Source organism: Streptomyces sp. NPDC126503, from assembly GCF_040302405.1.
In the GTDB taxonomy this organism is placed as follows: Bacteria; Actinomycetota; Actinomycetes; order Streptomycetales; family Streptomycetaceae; genus Streptomyces; species Streptomyces gulbargensis.
On sequence record NZ_JBEORS010000018.1, the window covers coordinates 96,199 to 111,199 of the forward strand.

General features: G+C 73.1%; 10 protein-coding genes. 4 read left to right on the plus strand and 6 right to left on the minus strand.

The features are described from left to right. Nucleotides 1-12 precede the first annotated feature (12 nt). From ABTY40_RS22640 to ABTY40_RS22650, 3 genes are read right to left on the minus strand one after another with little or no spacing between them, the layout of a single operon-like run. Nucleotides 13-885 (minus strand): sugar ABC transporter permease, encoded by an 873-nt coding sequence (locus ABTY40_RS22640; RefSeq protein WP_502990642.1) that lies wholly within the window; start codon nt 883-885, stop codon nt 13-15. Beyond that, nucleotides 879-1,898, minus strand: a complete 1,020-nt coding sequence (locus ABTY40_RS22645) for a carbohydrate ABC transporter permease (protein WP_352061189.1) — start codon at nt 1,896-1,898, stop codon at nt 879-881. Before ABTY40_RS22645 ends, ABTY40_RS22640 begins: the two co-directional genes overlap by 7 nt. 19 nt (nt 1,899-1,917) lie before the next feature. Continuing rightward, the gene (locus tag ABTY40_RS22650; protein ID WP_352061190.1) at nt 1,918-3,195 is read right to left on the minus strand and encodes an extracellular solute-binding protein; all 1,278 of its coding nucleotides are present in this window, start codon (nt 3,193-3,195) and stop codon (nt 1,918-1,920) included. Nucleotides 3,196-3,531: 336 nt separating this feature from the next. On the opposite strand from ABTY40_RS22650, the gene ABTY40_RS22655 reads away from it, so the two are divergent. After that, nucleotides 3,532-4,557: a LacI family DNA-binding transcriptional regulator gene (locus ABTY40_RS22655; RefSeq protein WP_352061191.1), complete on the plus strand. Its 1,026-nt coding sequence runs from the start codon at nt 3,532-3,534 to the stop codon at nt 4,555-4,557. Nucleotides 4,558-4,682: 125 nt separating this feature from the next. Further along, nucleotides 4,683-5,639 carry a phosphatase PAP2 family protein gene (locus ABTY40_RS22660; RefSeq protein ID WP_352061192.1) on the plus strand — a complete coding sequence of 319 codons (957 nt, stop codon included), beginning with the start codon at nt 4,683-4,685 and terminating at the stop codon, nt 5,637-5,639. Here ABTY40_RS22660 and ABTY40_RS22665 read toward each other — a convergent pair. Together ABTY40_RS22665 and ABTY40_RS22670 are read right to left on the minus strand one after the other, a co-directional pair. Then, a complete protein-coding gene (locus ABTY40_RS22665; RefSeq protein WP_352061193.1) occupies nt 5,623-7,191 on the minus strand; it encodes an amidohydrolase in 1,569 nt (522 codons plus the stop codon). The genes ABTY40_RS22660 and ABTY40_RS22665 overlap by 17 nt on opposite strands. Further along, a complete protein-coding gene (locus ABTY40_RS22670) occupies nt 7,101-8,705 on the minus strand; it encodes an APC family permease (protein ID WP_352061194.1) in 1,605 nt (534 codons plus the stop codon). Before ABTY40_RS22670 ends, ABTY40_RS22665 begins: the two co-directional genes overlap by 91 nt. A gap of 105 nt (nt 8,706-8,810) precedes the next feature. Here ABTY40_RS22670 and ABTY40_RS22675 point away from each other — a divergent pair, with 105 nt between their 5' ends. Then, nucleotides 8,811-9,479: a TetR/AcrR family transcriptional regulator C-terminal domain-containing protein gene (locus tag ABTY40_RS22675; RefSeq protein ID WP_352061195.1), complete on the plus strand. Its 669-nt coding sequence runs from the start codon at nt 8,811-8,813 to the stop codon at nt 9,477-9,479. A gap of 75 nt (nt 9,480-9,554) precedes the next feature. On the opposite strand, the gene ABTY40_RS22680 is transcribed toward ABTY40_RS22675, so the two are convergent. Then, the gene (locus ABTY40_RS22680) at nt 9,555-12,542 is read right to left on the minus strand and encodes a bifunctional [glutamine synthetase] adenylyltransferase/[glutamine synthetase]-adenylyl-L-tyrosine phosphorylase (RefSeq protein ID WP_352061196.1); all 2,988 of its coding nucleotides are present in this window, start codon (nt 12,540-12,542) and stop codon (nt 9,555-9,557) included. Nucleotides 12,543-12,827: 285 nt separating this feature from the next. Between ABTY40_RS22680 and ABTY40_RS22685 the strand changes: the two genes are divergently transcribed. Further along, complete coding sequence (locus ABTY40_RS22685) at nt 12,828-14,948, plus strand: PIG-L family deacetylase (RefSeq protein WP_352061197.1); 2,121 nt, start codon at nt 12,828-12,830, stop codon at nt 14,946-14,948. The last annotated feature ends 53 nt before the right edge of the window (nt 14,949-15,001 follow it).

The following is a 15,001-nucleotide window of genomic DNA, read 5'->3' on the forward strand; positions in this document are numbered from 1 at the left end:
GGCGCCCAACGGTCAGCCCTTGACGGCACCGGCGGACATGCCGGTGACGAGGTGACGCTGGGCGAAGAGGAACACCAGGGCGGCGGGGACGGCGATGAGGACGGAGGCCGCGGCCATCGGGCCCCACTGGGCGCCGTACTGGTTGACGAACTTCTGCAGTCCGCCGGCCAGCGTCAGGTTCTCGTCGCCGACCATGAAGGCGGAGGCGTAGGCGACCTCGCCCCAGGCGGTGATGAAGGAGTAGAAGGCGGTGACCGCGATGCCCGGCTTGGCGAGCGGCAGGATCAGCCGCCAGAAGGTGCCGAAGGGCGTGAGGCCGTCGACGTACCCCGACTCGTCGATCTCGCGCGGGATGGTGTCGAAGAAGCCCTTCATCATCCACGCGCAGAACGGGACGGCGATGGTCAGGTAGGTGATGACCAGGCCGGCCGGCTCGTTGAGCAGCCCCATCGACGACATGATGTTGTAGATCGGCACGATGAGGACGGCGACCGGGAACATCTGCGTGATGAGCAGGGTCCACATCAGGCCGCGCTTGCCCGGGAAGCGGAAGCGGCTGACGGCGTAGCCGGTGGTGGCGGAGATGAAGACGCCGACGACGGTGGTGAGGCCGGCGACGAGCAGCGAGTTCCAGAACCAGGTGAGGAACGGGGTGTCGTTCAGCAGGTTCGTGTAGTTCTCGAGCGTCGTCTCCTTCACGAAGTCCGTGGTGGTCGCGTACTTCGCGGGCTTGAGCGAGGTCAGCAGGACCCACAGCACCGGGAAGACGGCGATCGCGGAGGCGACGATCAGGGTGAGGTGCAGGCCGGCCGAGGCCAGCGGCGAGCGGCGGCCGCGGACCGGGGCGTTCACGGGCCGGGCGGTGGGGGTCGTGGTGGTCACCAGACTTCTCCCTGCTTGCGGAGGACTCGCTGGTAGAACGCGGCGAAGACCATCAGGAGGACCAGGATGAGGACGCCCCACGTGGACGACTGGGCGAAGTCGCGCGGGCTGATCTCGAAGGAGAACTTGTAGGCCTGGGTGACGAGGATCTGGGTGGCCTCGCCGGGCCCGCCCCGGGTGAGCAGGAAGATCACCGGGAACATGTTGAAGGTCCAGATGGTGGAGAGCAGGATCACCGTGGTGCTGACGGACCGCAGTCCGGGCATGGTGATGTGCCGGAAGCGCTGCCAGGCGTTGGCCCCGTCCATCTCGGCGGCCTCGTAGAGCTCGCCGGGGATGGACTGGAGCCCGCCGAGGAGGGCGACCATCATGAACGGGACGCCGAGCCAGACGTTGACGGCGATGACCGAGAACTTGGCCCAGGTGGGGTCGTTGAGCCACGGGACGGCGTCGATGCCGCCGCCCGCCAGGATCTGGTTGAGGATGCCGCGGCGCTCGTCGTACAGGAAGCGCCAGGCGAAGACCGACACGAAGCCGGGGACGGCCCAGGGCAGGATCAGCAGCATCCGGTAGAGGGAGCGGCCGGCGATCCTGCGGTTGAGGATGTTGGCGAGGGCCAGGCCGAGGCCGAAGGTGAGCGCCACGCAGGACACGGTCCAGACGATCGTCCAGCCGAGGGTGCCGAGGAACTGGTTCCCGGAGATCGCCTCGGTGTAGTTGTCCAGGCCGACGAACTCGTAGGTGGCCGGGATGTTGTTGACACCGATCGACCGCGCGACGTTCCGCTCGTTGGCATCGGTCAGCGACAGGTAGATGCCGCGGATGAGCGGATAGCCGATGATCACGGCGATCACGACGACGACGGGCGCGACGAGCGCCCAGGCGTACCAGTGGGTCGAGAGGGAGCGCTTCGAGGCGCCCCTCGGCTTGCCCGTGCCAGTTCCGCGGCCCCGGCCGCGGGCGACGCTGTCGCCCGCGGCCTTCGCCACCGACTGGCTGGGGGTGTCCACAGCCATCAGCCGGCCTGCCTTCCTCTTACTTCCAGTCCTTCAGGAGCTTGCGGTAGGCGTCGGCGACAGCCTTGGCGCCGGCGTCCGGGGTGGTCTGGCCGGTGAGGACCTTGGTGTACTCGACCTTGACCGGCTCGAAGAGGCTGCCGCCCTCGGGGATCCACGGGCGCTCGACGGCCTTGTCGACGACCGGCTTGAAGAAGGTGATCATCTCGTTGCTCGCGACGTCCGGCTTGATGTAGACGGACTGGCGGGTCGGCAGGAGGCTGAGCTCCTTGGCGACCTGGCGCTGCGTCTCGGCCGAGGTCATGTACTCGGCGAAGGCGTAGGAGGCGTCGAGGTTCTTGGAGCCCGCGTAGACGGCGAGGTTGTGACCGCCCTGCGGGGCGCCCTGGCCGGCCGAGCCGGCCGGGACGGGGGCGATGCCCAGGTTGGCCTTGTCGCCGAACTCCTTGCCCGCGAGGGTGTCGGAGACGGCCCACGGGCCGTTGATCATCATGGCGACCTTGCCGTCCTTGAAGGCGGCCTGCATGTTGTCCCAGCCGTTGGTCGCGTCGGTGATCGCGGCCTTGGAGTCGACCAGGTCCTTGACGGTCTTGAAGGCCTTCACACCGGACTCGTCGCCGATGGTGATCTTCTTCTGCTCGGCGTCGACCAGGTCGCCGCCCTCGCCGTACAGGAAGGAGAGGAACCAGTAGGCGTCGTCGCCGCGCAGGTACAGGCCGGTCTTGCCGGTCTTCTGCTTGATCGTGGCGGAGACGGTCTTGAGCTCGTCGATGCTCTTGGGGACCTGGACACCGGCGTCCTTGAAGATCTTCTTGTTGTAGAAGATGCCCATGGAGTCGATGACCTGCGGCACGGCGTAGGTCTTGCCGTTGTACTGGGTGGAGGCGGCGGCCTGCTTGAGGAAGTCGTCCTTGTCCTTCAGCGCCGCGGTGCCGTCGAGCGGGGCCAGGTAGCCGAGGTCCGCGAACTCGGGGGTCCAGGCGACCTCGGAGCGGATGACGTCGGGGGCGCCGGAACCGGACTGGGCCGCGTTCTTGAACTTGTTCTGCGCCTCGCCGAACGGGACGTTCACGTACTTGACGGTCACCTTGGGGTGCTTCTTGGTGAAGCCCTCGGCGAGCTTCTTGAAGACCTTGTCCTCGGAACCGACCGTCGAGGTGTCCCACCAGGTCACGGTGCCGGAGAGCTCGCCCGAGCCCTGGGTACCGCCGCCGTTGGAATCGCTGTCGCTGCCGCACGCCGCCAGGGTCACGCCCAGGGCCGCGACCAGCGCGGTCGCCGCTATGCCACGCCGCATGTGAACTCCTTCAACTGATCCCGGGGGACGAGGGGCTGGAACCTTCCTCATGCGACCGCTCCCTCGCGGCGCTCCGGGTTGCCAGGAACGTAACAGGGATGAAAACGAGCCGAAAGACCTTGCGAGAAATTTCTGCAAGGACCGGGGATCGTTACATCCACGTGTCCCGAAGGTTGCCGACGGGTCGCTTGACACCAGGCCACAGGCGCCCTCCGCGCGCCTCCCCGCCCCCACTCACCCCGTACGCGCCCCCGCAAACCCTGCAAGACTTTGCGGAGCCGCTTGCGCTACCCGCGCGGTGGGCAATACGCGCGGTGACCGGTACAGTCCACTCTCATGACCGCGCGGCTTGCCGACATCGCAGCCCAGGCGGGGGTCAGTGAAGCCACAGTCAGCCGCGTGCTCAACGGCAAGCCCGGTGTGGCCTCGGCCACCCGTGAATCCGTGCTTGCCGCGCTCGACGTGCTCGGGTACGAGCGGCCCGTACGCCTGCGCCAGCGCAGCGCGGGGCTCGTCGGGCTCATCACCCCCGAACTGGACAACCCGATCTTCCCCGCCCTCGCGCAGGTCATCGGGCAGGCCCTGACCCGTCAGGGCTACACCCCGGTCCTCGCGACGCAGACCCCCGGCGGGTCCACCGAGGACGAGCTCACCGACATGCTGGTGGAGCGCGGGGTCGCGGGCATCATCTTCGTCTCCGGGCTGCACGCCGACACCACGGCCGACATGACCCGGTACGACCAGCTGCGCGGCAAGGGCGTCCCTTACGTCCTGCTCAACGGCTTCTCCCCCAAGGTCCAGGCGCCCTTCGTGTCGCCCGACGACCGGGCGGCGATGCAGCTGGCGGTGACGCACCTGGCCGCGCTCGGTCACACCCGGATCGGCCTCGCGGTGGGCCCCAAGCGGTTCGTGCCGGTGCTCCGCAAGATCGAGGGCTTCCAGCGGGGCATGCGGGACCGGCTCGGCCTGGAGCCCGAGGAGTCGGAGCGGCTGATCCAGCACTCCCTCTTCACCCTGGAGGGCGGCCAGGCGGCCGCCGGGGCCCTGATCGCGGCCGGCTGCACGGCGGTCGTGTGCGCGAGCGACATGATGGCGCTCGGCGCGATCCGGGCCGCCCGGCAGCAGGGCCTGAGCGTGCCCCGGGACGTCTCGGTCGTCGGTTTCGACGACTCGCCGCTCATAGCCTTCACCGACCCGCCGCTGACGACCATCCGCCAGCCCGTGCAGGCGATGGGGCAGGCGGCGGTCCGCGCCCTCCTGGAGGAGGTGGGCGGCACGCCCGCCCCGCACTCGGAGTTCGTCTTCATGCCCGAGCTGGTCGTCCGCGGCTCCACGGCCTCGGCTCCCCCGCCGCGCGGCTGAGCCCGGCCCCTCGCGGCCCCGATGCCCCCCGGGGGCGGCATCCCCCTTGAGGGGGACCGGGTGCGCCCGGAACCCGTCGGAGGGATGATCGGTCGGAGGAAGAGGATCTGGCACACTCTCTGCCTATGGGTGAAACGACCGTGAAGAGTTTGGACGACCGGACGACCCCGTCGTCACCCATCGTGGCCGGCGGCGGACGGTCCTGGCTGCGCGCGCGCAGCCCCCGGCGTCCCCGGATCTGGTTCGAGATCCTGCTCATCGCGGTCAGCTACTGGGTGTACTCCCTCATCCGCAACGCGGTGCCGGAGCAGAAGGCGCAGGCCCTGCGGAACGCCGACTGGATCTGGCGCACCGAGGAGTCCCTCGGGCTCGCCTTCGAGCACACGGTCAACCACGCCGTGAACTCGGTGACGTGGCTCATCGTGGGGATGAACTACTACTACGCGACGCTGCACTTCGTCGTCACGATCGGCGTGCTGGTGTGGCTGTACCGCCGGCAGCCGGGCCGTTACGCCGCGTTCCGCACGGTCCTGTTCGCCACCACCGGTGTGGCCCTGGTCGGTTACTACCTGTACCCGCTCGCGCCGCCCCGGCTGATGAACGGGCAGAACTTCATCGACACGGTCCTGGTGCACCACACCTGGGGCTCGATGGCGTCGGGCGACCTGAAGCAGATGTCGAACCAGTACGCGGCCATGCCGTCGATGCACATCGGCTGGTCGCTGTGGTGCGGACTCACCATCTTCTTCCTGGCCCGGGCCCCGTGGGCGCGCATCCTCGGCCTGCTCTACCCGACCGCCACCCTCGTCGTGATCGTGGCGACCGCCAACCACTTCTGGCTGGACGCGGTCGGTGGCATCGTCTGCCTGGGCTTCGGCTTCGCCGTCGCGTTCCTCCTGTACGGCGCCTGGCCGCACCGCCTGCCGAAGCTGGTCGGACCGGTGGAACCGGCGGGCGTGCCGGTGACCGGCGACGGCACCGGGCAGGCCCCCGCGGAGGCCCCGTCCCAGGACGCCGAGGTACGGGCCGGGGACCGGGACGCCGCGGAGGCGCGCGAGGAGCGGGTCAGCTCCGGTACGTGATCCGGCCGCCGGCGACGGTCAGGCGGACCGGGATCTGTTCGACCTCGTCGGCCGGGGCCTCCACCGGGTCGGCCGCGAAGGCGGTCAGGTCCGCGCGGAACCCCGGGGCGATCCGCCCGGCCACCGCCTCCTCCCCCGCCGCGAAGGCCGCGTGGGTGGTCATGCCCTCCAGGGCCATCAGGCCGGTGAGCCCGTGCCGGGCCGAGGCGGCGCCGCGCGGGGCCCGGGCGGTGGCGAGGACCTGCCGGGCGTCGTAGTGGGCGATCGGCCAGTCCGAGCCGAGCGCCAGGTGCGCGCCCGCGTCCCGCAGGTCGCGGCAGCGCCAGGCCCGGCCGGCCCGCTCCTCCCCCAGCCGCCGCGACCACTGGTCGGTGTGGTCGGCGCGGGTGTACGCGGTGTGCGGCGGCTGCATGGAGGCGACGACGCCGAGCGCGGCGAACCGGCCGAGCTGGTCGTCGGGGACGGTCTCGATGTGCTCGATCCGGTGGCGGGGGCCGCCGGGCCCGAGCGCCTCCACGGTGTCCAGGACGTGCCGGACGGCGGCGTCGCCGATGGCGTGGGTGGCGGTCCCGACACCGGCGCGGTGGAGGTGGCGTACGGCCGCGGAGTACGCCTCCGGGTCGGGCCAGAAGGCCTCGGTGCCCCGGCCGTGGCAGTCGGCGTGCTCCAGCCAGGCGGTGCCGCCCTCGACGGTGCCGTCCATGAAGAACTTGACGCCGCCGACCCGCCAGAGCCGGCCGGCCCGCTCCTGGAGCCGTACGAAGGCGTCCAGCTCGCCGGCGGTCGCGCCCGGCATGCACCAGGGGGCCAGGCGCAGGCGCAGCGGCAGCTCGCCGTCCTCCTCGACGGCGGCGAGCAGGCCGGGGACGTCGTGGCCGCCGAGGTCCATGACGTGTGCGCCGGTCAGTCCGGTGGCGGCCATGGCGCTCAGCAGGCCGACGAGCCGGTCGCGGCGCTCGGCGTAGGGCTGGGCGGGCAGGACCGGGGTCATCAGGTCCATGGCGGCGTGTTCGATCAGGTGGCCGGTCGGGCGGCCGTCGGGGTCGCAGACGATCTCGGAGCGCTGGTCGAAGGCGCGGGGGCCGTCGATGCCGGCGGCCTTGAGCGCGGCCTCGTTGGCCAGGGCGGAGTGGCCGTCGTAGAGGCGCAGGAGGGCGGGGGTGCCGTCGAGGACGTCCTCGACGAGGGAGCGGTGGACCGGCCGGCCGCCGAAGACGTTGTGGTCGAGGCCGTGGCCGATGATCCAGCCGTCACGGCGTTCGGCGGTGCGCAGGGCGGCCCGCAGCCCTTCGAGGTCGGTGACGGCCGAGAGGTCGGTGCCGGTGAACATCTCCAGGCCCCAGACCGGGTGGCTGTGGGAGTCGGTGAGGCCGGGGGTGAGGGTGGCGCCCGCGAGGTCGACGGTCTCGGTGCCGGGTCCGGCCCAGGCGCGGGCCTCGGCGTCGGAGCCGATCGCGGTGATCAGTCCGCCGTGGACGGCGACAGCGGTGTGGCCGGTGGGGTGGGGGTCGCGGACGCGGGCGTCGACGAGGACGAGGTCGGGTGCGGGCACGGGGTGTCTCCGGGTGCGAGGGGATCGGCGGGGGTGTTCTCGGTGGTGCGGGTGGGGCCGGCTTCGGGCTCGGGCTCGGGCTCGGCGGCGAAGCGGGCGTAGACCTCGGGCCGGGTGCGGCGCAGCCGGTACGCGAGGAGGATCCCGAGGAGGAAGACGGCGGGGGCGAGGGCGACCAGGACGGTGTTGACGGTGGTCGAGGCCCCGGTGAACAGATCGATGTGGGTGGTGACGAGGACGATCGCGCCGGCCAGCAGGACGAAGGCGGTGACCGGTGCGACGACCGTGCGCAGGACGCCCTCGGTGTGCCGGATGCGGCGGAAGAAGAAGGGCACGGCCAGCGCGGCGAGCAGCTGGAGCAGCATGAGGCCGAGCATGCCGGGGGTGTTCACCCACAGCAGCAGTTGCTGGTACGGGTCGGCGCCGGCGAGCGCGAAGGCGAGGACCACCAGGGCGCCGAGCACGGTCTGGGCGGCTCCGGCGACGTACGGGGAGCGGTGGCGGGGGTGGATCCGGCCGAGGGCCTTCGGCAGGACGCCTTCCTCGGAGAGCGAGAGGGCGTACCGGTTGATCGCGTTGTGGAAGGCGAGGAGGGAGGCGAGGACGCTGGTGACGATGAGGACGTGCATCAGGTCGGCGGCCCAGGCGCCGACGTAGGTGGTGACGGCGGCGAAGAAGAGGCCGCCGGGGTCGTCGGCCGCGGCCCGGACGACCTTGTCCTCGCCGAAGGCCTGGACCACGGTCCAGACGACGAAGGCGTAGAAGAGGCCGAGGAAGGCGACGGCGAGGTAGGTGGCGCGGGGGACGGTCCGGGCGGGGTCGCGGGCCTCGCGCCGGTAGATGACGGTCGACTCGAAGCCGGTGAAGGCGGCGAAGGCGAAGGCCAGGACGGCCGCGGTGCCGCCGGTGAGGACGTGCGCGGGGGCGAGGCCGCCGAGGGAGAGGCCCTGGGCGCCGCCGTCGAGGAGGACGCCCGCGGCGAGCAGCACGAGGATGCCGGTCTCGGCGACGAGGAGGACGCCGAGGAGCTTGGCGCCGAAGTCGATGGAGCGGTAGCCGCCGTACCAGATCAGCAGGAGCCCGGCGAGGGAGACGGGCAGCCAGGGGATGTCGGTACCGGTCAGGGCGGTGCTCGTGTCGGAGGTGGCGGTGCCGAGGAGGCCGTAGACACCGATCTCCATGCCGTTGTAGCCGAGCATGGCGACGAGGGCGGCGGCGATGCCGACGGGCTTGCCGAGTCCCCGGGTGATGTACGCGTAGAAGGCACCGGCGCTGCGGACGTGGCGGCTCATGGTGGTGAAACCGACCGCGAAGACGGTGAGGGTGAGGCCGGCGAGGAGGTATCCGGCGGGGGCGCCGATGCCGCCGAGTTGGATCGCGACGGGCGCGACACCGGCCATGACGGTGAGCGGAGCGGCGGCGGAGACGACGAAGAAGGCGATGTCGGCGGTGGTGAGCGTGCCGGTGCGCAGTCCCGGGGGTTCGTCGGGGGCGGGCGGGGAGACGGATGGCATGGGTGGGGAAGCCCTTCCACGGCAGAAAACCTAAAGGCTTTTGGTTGCGGCAATGTAACCTCGCCTCCGACGATTCGGGAAGACCTGAACAGGGAGTGACGTTTCATGGGCCGGCCGCGCAGACCCCTCCTCGACCGGGAGCGGATCACCACCACGGCTCTCGAAATCGTCGACGAGCAGGGGGAGTTCAGCGTCCCCCAGATCGCCAGGCGGCTCGGTGTGCAGACGGCGTCCATCTACCACCACGTGGACGGCCGGGACGGGATCGTGGAGCTGCTGCGCGAACGGGTCGCGTCGGCCATCGAGACGGAGACCCTCGACCTGGAGCCCTGGGACCGCGGCATGGCGGCCTGGGCCCGGTCCTACCGGGCGGCGTTCGCCGCCCACCCGCGCACGATCCCGCTGCTCACCACCTCGCCGGTCCGGGCGCCGAAGGTCCTCGACCAGTACGAGCGGGCCGTCGGCCGGCTCCTCGAAGCGGGGTTCGCGCTGGCCGACGTCATGCCGGTGATCATCGCCCTGGAGAACCTGGTCCTCGGCTCCGCGCTCGACCTGGCCGCGCCCGAGGCCATGTGGGAGCTCGCGGACGAGACGGCCACCCCGCGCCTGGCCCGCGCCCTCGGAGCCGTACCGGAGGGCCGCGCCGACCAGGCCTTCGAGCTGGCGCTCACCGGCTACCTGACATATGTGCGGGCCCTCCTCGGGGAGGACGACCCGGCCGGCGCGGCCCCGGCGGACGGCGACCGGGCGCGGGACGCGGCTCCCACGCCGTAGGCGCCGGGCCCTTCCGCGGCGGCGATCCGCCGCGGGGGCGCGCGGCCCGGGGCCCGCGCACGCGCCCGTCGCGGACTACGCCCCGTAGAAGAGGTCCTCCACCACGGCCCGCGCCCGGCGGGTGACCCGGCGGTAGTCCTCGACCGCCTCGCCGACGTGACCGGGGCCGTACCCCAAGTACCGCCCCACGGCGGCCATTTCGCGCGGATCACCGGGGAAGGTGTCGCCGGGGCGGCCGCGGACCAGCATCACCGCGTTGCGGACCCGGGTGGCGAGGACCCACGCCTCGTCCAGGATCTGCGCCTCGTCCGATGCGATGAGCCCGGCCGCGCACGCGGCGGCGAGGGCCTGCCGGGTGCGGGTGGTGCGCAGTTCCGGCCGGGCGTGGCCGTGCCGCATCTGGATCAGCTGGACCGTCCACTCGACGTCGCTCAGACCGCCGCGGCCCAGCTTGGTGTGGAGGGTCGGGTCGGCGCCGCGCGGCAGCCGCTCGGACTCCATGCGGGCCTTCAGGCGGCGGATCTCCCGGACCGCGTCCTCGCCGAGACCGTCAGCCGGGTAGCGCAGGGGGTCGGCGAGCGCGAGGAACCGTTCCCCCAGCTCCTCGTCCCCCGCGACGGCCTGGGCCCGCAGCAGGGCCTGGCTCTCCCAGCCGAGCGACCAGCGGCGGTAGTAGGCCTCGTACGACTTCAGGGTGCGGACGAGAGGGCCGCTCCTGCCCTCCGGCCTGAGGTCGGCGTCGATGAGCAACGGCGGGTCGGTCGTGGGGAGTTGCAGCAGCCTGCGCATCTCCGAGACCACCCGGTTCGCGGCCCGGGCCGCTTCCTGTTCGTCCACTCCCTCGCGCGGCTCGTGCACGAAGAGGACATCGGCGTCGGAGCCGTACGCGAGCTCGTGACCGCCGAAGCGGCCCATGCCGATGACGGCGAACCGGGTCGGCAGCCGGTCCCCCCACTCGGCCCGCACGGCGGCCCGCAGCGCGCCCGCGATCGTCGCCGCGGTGAGGTCGGTGATCGCGGCGCCGACCCGGTCGACCAGGGGGCCCGGTTCGGTGGCGCGGGGGCTGTCCTCCGTGCCGTACGAGCCGATGAGATCGGCGGCGGCGGTACGGAACAGCTCCCGGCGGCGCACCCCGCGGGCCGCCGCCACGGCCTGCTCGGGACCGTCCGCGCGGTTCACCGCGGCGAGGACCTCCTGCTCCAGGTGGCCCCGGTCACGCGGCTTCAGGCCCTCCGGGTCGCCGAGGAGGGCGACCGCCTCGGGGGCGCGGAGCAGCAGGTCGGGGGCGAGCCGGCCGGCGGAGAGCACCCGGGCGAGGTTCTCGGCGGCGGCGCCCTCGTCGCGCAGCAGCCGCAGGTACCAGGGGGTCTTGCCCAGGGCGTCGGAGACCTTGCGGAAGCCGAGCAGTCCGGCGTCGGGGTCGGCGGAGTCCGCGAACCAGCCGAGCAGCACGGGCAGCAGGGTCCGCTGGATCGCGGCCTTGCGGGAGACGCCGGAGGCCAGCGCCTCCAGGTGGCGCAGGGCGGCGGCCGGGTCGGCGTACCCGAGCGCTTCGAGGCGCTGCCCGGCGGCTTTGGGGCTGAGCCTGATCTCGCCGGGGGCGAGCTGGGCGACGGCGTCGAGCAGCGGCCGGTAGAAGAGCTTCTCGTGCAGGCGGCGGACGACGGCCGCGTGCCGCTTCCACTCGCGGTTGAGTTCCGCGACCGGGTCGGTGCGCAGTCCGAGGGAGCGGCCGAGGCGGCGCAGGTCGGCCTCGTCCTCGGGGACGAGGTGGGTGCGGCGCAGCCGGTGGAGCTGGATGCGGTGCTCCATGGCGCGCAGGAAGCGGTACGCCTCGTCGAGCTGGGCCGCGTCCGCGCGGCCGACGTAGCCGCCGGCGGCGAGGGCGGCGAGCGCGTCGAGGGTGGTGCCGCTGTGCAGGGTGGCGTCGCTGCGGCCGTGCACCAGCTGGAGGAGCTGGACGGCGAACTCGACGTCGCGCAGGCCGCCGGGGCCGAGCTTGAGCTCGCGCTCGACCTGGGCGACGGGGATGTTGTCGACGACCCGGCGGCGCATCTTCTGCACGTCGGCGACGAAGTTCTCGCGCTCGGCGGCCTGCCAGACCATCGGGGAGACGGCGTCGATGTACTGGGCGCCGAGCTCCTCGTCGCCGGCGACCGCGCGGGCCTTGAGGAGCGCCTGGAACTCCCACGTCTTCGCCCAGCGCTGGTAGTAGGCGAGGTGCGAGGCGAGGGTGCGGACCAGCGGGCCGTTGCGGCCCTCGGGCCTCAGGTTGGCGTCGACCGGCCAGATGGAGCCCTCGACGGTGGTCTCGGAGCAGATCCGCATGAGGTGGGCGGCGAGCCGGGTGGCCGCCTGGAGCGCTTTGGCCTCGTCGGCGCCGTCGGCGGCCTCCCCGACGAAGATCACGTCCACGTCCGAGACGTAGTTCAGCTCGTTGCCGCCGCACTTGCCCATCGCGATGACGGCGAGCCGGCACAGGGCGGCGTCCTCGGGAGCGGCTGCCCGGGCGAGGGCGAGGGCGGCGCGGAGGGTCGCGGTCGCCAGGTCGGCGAGCTCCGCCGCGGTCCGGGCCACGCCGCTGGTGCCGCACACGTCTCGGGCGGCGATGGCGAGCAGGCAGCGGCGGTAGGCGACGCGGAGCGCGACCGGGTCGTCGGCGTCGGCGAGGCCCCGCTCGAAGTCGGCGAGCCCGGGGCGCAGGTCGGCCGCCTCGTACGTGACGAGGGACCGCCAGTCGCCGGGGTGCCGGGCCAGGTGGTCGGCGAGCGCCTCGGAGGTGCCGAGCACGCCGAGGAGCCGGTCCCGGAAGGGCTTGGCGGAGAGCAGGGTGGTGGTGAGGGCGGGCCGCTCGGCGTCGGACTGCGCCTCGACCAGCCTGACCAGGCCGCGCAGGGCGAGGTCGGGGTCGGCGGTGGCGCCCAGGGCTTCGAGGAGGACGGGGTCCCCGCGCAGGGCGGAGAGCTCGGGCACGTCCAGGAGCCGTTCGGCCGCGGAGGGGTCGGTGAACCCGTGCCGCAGCAGCCGGGTGAAGGTACTGCTCCTGCGCCCCGGCACCGTCATTCCGCAAGCTCCTTCCGGCAGGTCGGCTCCCGGGGGCGGACCCCTCCTCGTCCCCCGGGTCGGACCCGTGGCGCGGCCCGCGGATCGAGCCTATCCGGAGCCGTGCGGGCGGGCGCCCACGCCTTCGGATCGAAGCAGATCACACGTGACATCTCGCACATCATGCGATTTTCAGACCGGATGCACCGTACTTCTTGAAAGTCCGTCTTGAGTGCGGGGCCGGTTCCGTGTGCGCGGGACGGGCCCCTCCTCCCCGTCGTCCCCACCGAAAGCGCGCCTCCACCGATGCCCGTCCGCCTCCGCCGTCCCGCCCGCCCGTCCCGCCGCCGGCTCCTCCGGCCGGTGGTCGCGACCACCCTGGTCGGCGGCGCCTTCGCCGGGCTGCTGTCGGTGACGGCGACCACGGCCGGGCCGGCGGGGGCCGCACCACGGCCGGCCGGGACGAAGCCGCCGGCGGCCCGCCCCGCCTCCCCCGCACCGGCCACCGCGTCCCCGGCCCCGGCGGCGCCGTCCGCCGCCGCGCCGGCCGCTCCCGCCGGACGGGCGCCGGCCTCCGTGGTGCAGGTCGTCGCACACCCCGACGACGACCTCTTCTTCATGAACCCGGACATCTCCCAGTCCCTGCGCTCCGGGAACCCGCTGACCTCCGTCTACCTCACCGCCGGCGAGTCCGACGGCGTCAACGCGCGCCCCGCCGACGCCGCCGCGACCGAACCCGACAAGGCCCGCTACGCCGAGGCCCGCCAGAACGGCATACGCGCCGCGTACGCCGAGATGGCCACCGGCGACCGCACCAGCGCCTGGGACCGCGAGGCGATACCCACGGCCGGCGGCGGGGCGGCCGAACTCGACACCCTCCGGGCGAAGCCGCAGGTCAAGCTCGTGTGGCTGCAGCTGCGCGAGGCCGGCTCGATCAGCGACGACCGGCCGCACAGCCTCAACGGCCTCTGGCACGGGCGCGTCGGCGTGCTCGCCTCCCAGCGCTCCTCCGGCACCCCGGTCCGCGCCGACTTCTCGTACACGAAGGAACAGGTCGTCGCCACGATCGCCGGCATCCTCGACCGCTTCCGGCCCACCTTCGTCCGCATGCAGGACCCGACCCCCGGCACGTACCCGGAGACCGGGCGGCTGCGGGACCACCAGGACCACCTGTACGGGGCGCGCTTCGCGCAGGCCGCGCTCGCCCGCTACGCGGACACCCCCGGGCACGCCCGCGTCGGCGTGCAGAACTACCTCGGTTATCCGACCAGCACCCTGCCGCACACCCTGGACCCCGAGACCGCCGACGCCAAGCTGCGCACCCTCAAGACGTACGCCTGGCTGGACGAGGTCAACGACTGCGCCGACCTCGCGGGCTGCGGCGACCTGAAGGTCGCCGCCAGGCCCGCCGGGCGCGGCTGGGCGCAGACCGTCCGGTACGCGCGCGGCACCTCCACCTCCTGGGTGCAGCGCGGCGCCGACGGCGGCCTGTACGCCTTCTCCGTTCTGGACGGGCGGCTGGCGACCTGGCGGAAGCCGGCCGGCGGCGGCTCCTGGCGGGGCCCCGTCCTGCTGCCCGGGGGCGGCCTCGACAGCGGCGTCACCTCCATCCGCCTGCCCGGCGGCCGGATCGCCGTGTACGGGACCCGCACCGCCCTGGGCGCCGGCCCCGCCGCGTACCGCCGCGAGGTGGTGACCACCGTTCAGGCGGCGCCCGGCGGCCCCTTCGGGCCGTGGCGCTCCCTGGGCACGCCCGAGCGGGACGACGCGCGGGGCACCTCGGACATCAGCGCCCCCGCCGTGACCGTGGGTCCCGGCGGCCGGACCACCGTCTTCGTCCGGGACAGCGCCCACCGCCTGACCGTCCGCGAGCAGCGCGCCGACGGTGGCTGGGGCCCGTGGCGGGCGCTGGGCGGCGGGGACGTGTACGGCGACCCGGTGGCGGCGACGGACGCCCGGGGCCGCGCCTACGTGTTCGCGAGCACCCCGACCACCGTCCTGGCCTGGACGCGCGAGCGCGCCGGCGGTCCGCTGAGCGGCCCGGTGCGGACCGGGCTGCCGGCGACGACGCTGGCGCTGAGCGCGAGCGCCGCGCCCGGCGGCGACGGGGTACGGCTCTGGTTCCGCAAGCCGGCCTCCGGCGATCTGCGCCTGGCCGACTTCTCCGGGACGGGACTCGTCGCGCCGGTCACGGAACTCGCCGGGGGCGTGGCGGGCTTCGGCCCGGTCAGCGGCGGCGCCGAAGGCCTGCTCGCGGTGCGCTCCCGCACCGGTTTCCTGGCGACCGCCCCGCTCGGCGGGACGGGCACCCGGCCGGTGTGGAGCCTGGAGCGGTTCCTCTTCGCGGGCGCGCCGGACGCGGGCACGGACGGTGTGGCGGCGATCGGTCTCGACGGCCGGCTGCACTGGACGCCCGCCGTCCGCTGAGCCCGTCCGAGCCCATTTCGTACGCCAGTTCGGCGGTTCGGCGTGCGCGGGGG

Excerpts from the sequence above, each read along its gene's own strand:
- ABTY40_RS22645 (WP_352061189.1), bottom strand. The coding sequence starts at position 1,898 with ATGGCTGTGGACACCCCCAGCCAGTCGGTGGCGAAGGCCGCGGGCGAC.
- ABTY40_RS22650 (WP_352061190.1), bottom strand. The coding sequence starts at position 3,195 with ATGCGGCGTGGCATAGCGGCGACCGCGCTGGTCGCGGCCCTGGGCGTG.
- ABTY40_RS22655 (WP_352061191.1), top strand. The coding sequence starts at position 3,532 with ATGACCGCGCGGCTTGCCGACATCGCAGCCCAGGCGGGGGTCAGTGAA.
- ABTY40_RS22660 (WP_352061192.1), top strand. The coding sequence starts at position 4,683 with ATGGGTGAAACGACCGTGAAGAGTTTGGACGACCGGACGACCCCGTCG.
- ABTY40_RS22670 (WP_352061194.1), bottom strand. The coding sequence starts at position 8,705 with ATGCCATCCGTCTCCCCGCCCGCCCCCGACGAACCCCCGGGACTGCGC.
- ABTY40_RS22675 (WP_352061195.1), top strand. The coding sequence starts at position 8,811 with ATGGGCCGGCCGCGCAGACCCCTCCTCGACCGGGAGCGGATCACCACC.
- ABTY40_RS22680 (WP_352061196.1), bottom strand. The coding sequence starts at position 12,542 with ATGACGGTGCCGGGGCGCAGGAGCAGTACCTTCACCCGGCTGCTGCGG.
- ABTY40_RS22685 (WP_352061197.1), top strand. The coding sequence starts at position 12,828 with ATGCCCGTCCGCCTCCGCCGTCCCGCCCGCCCGTCCCGCCGCCGGCTC.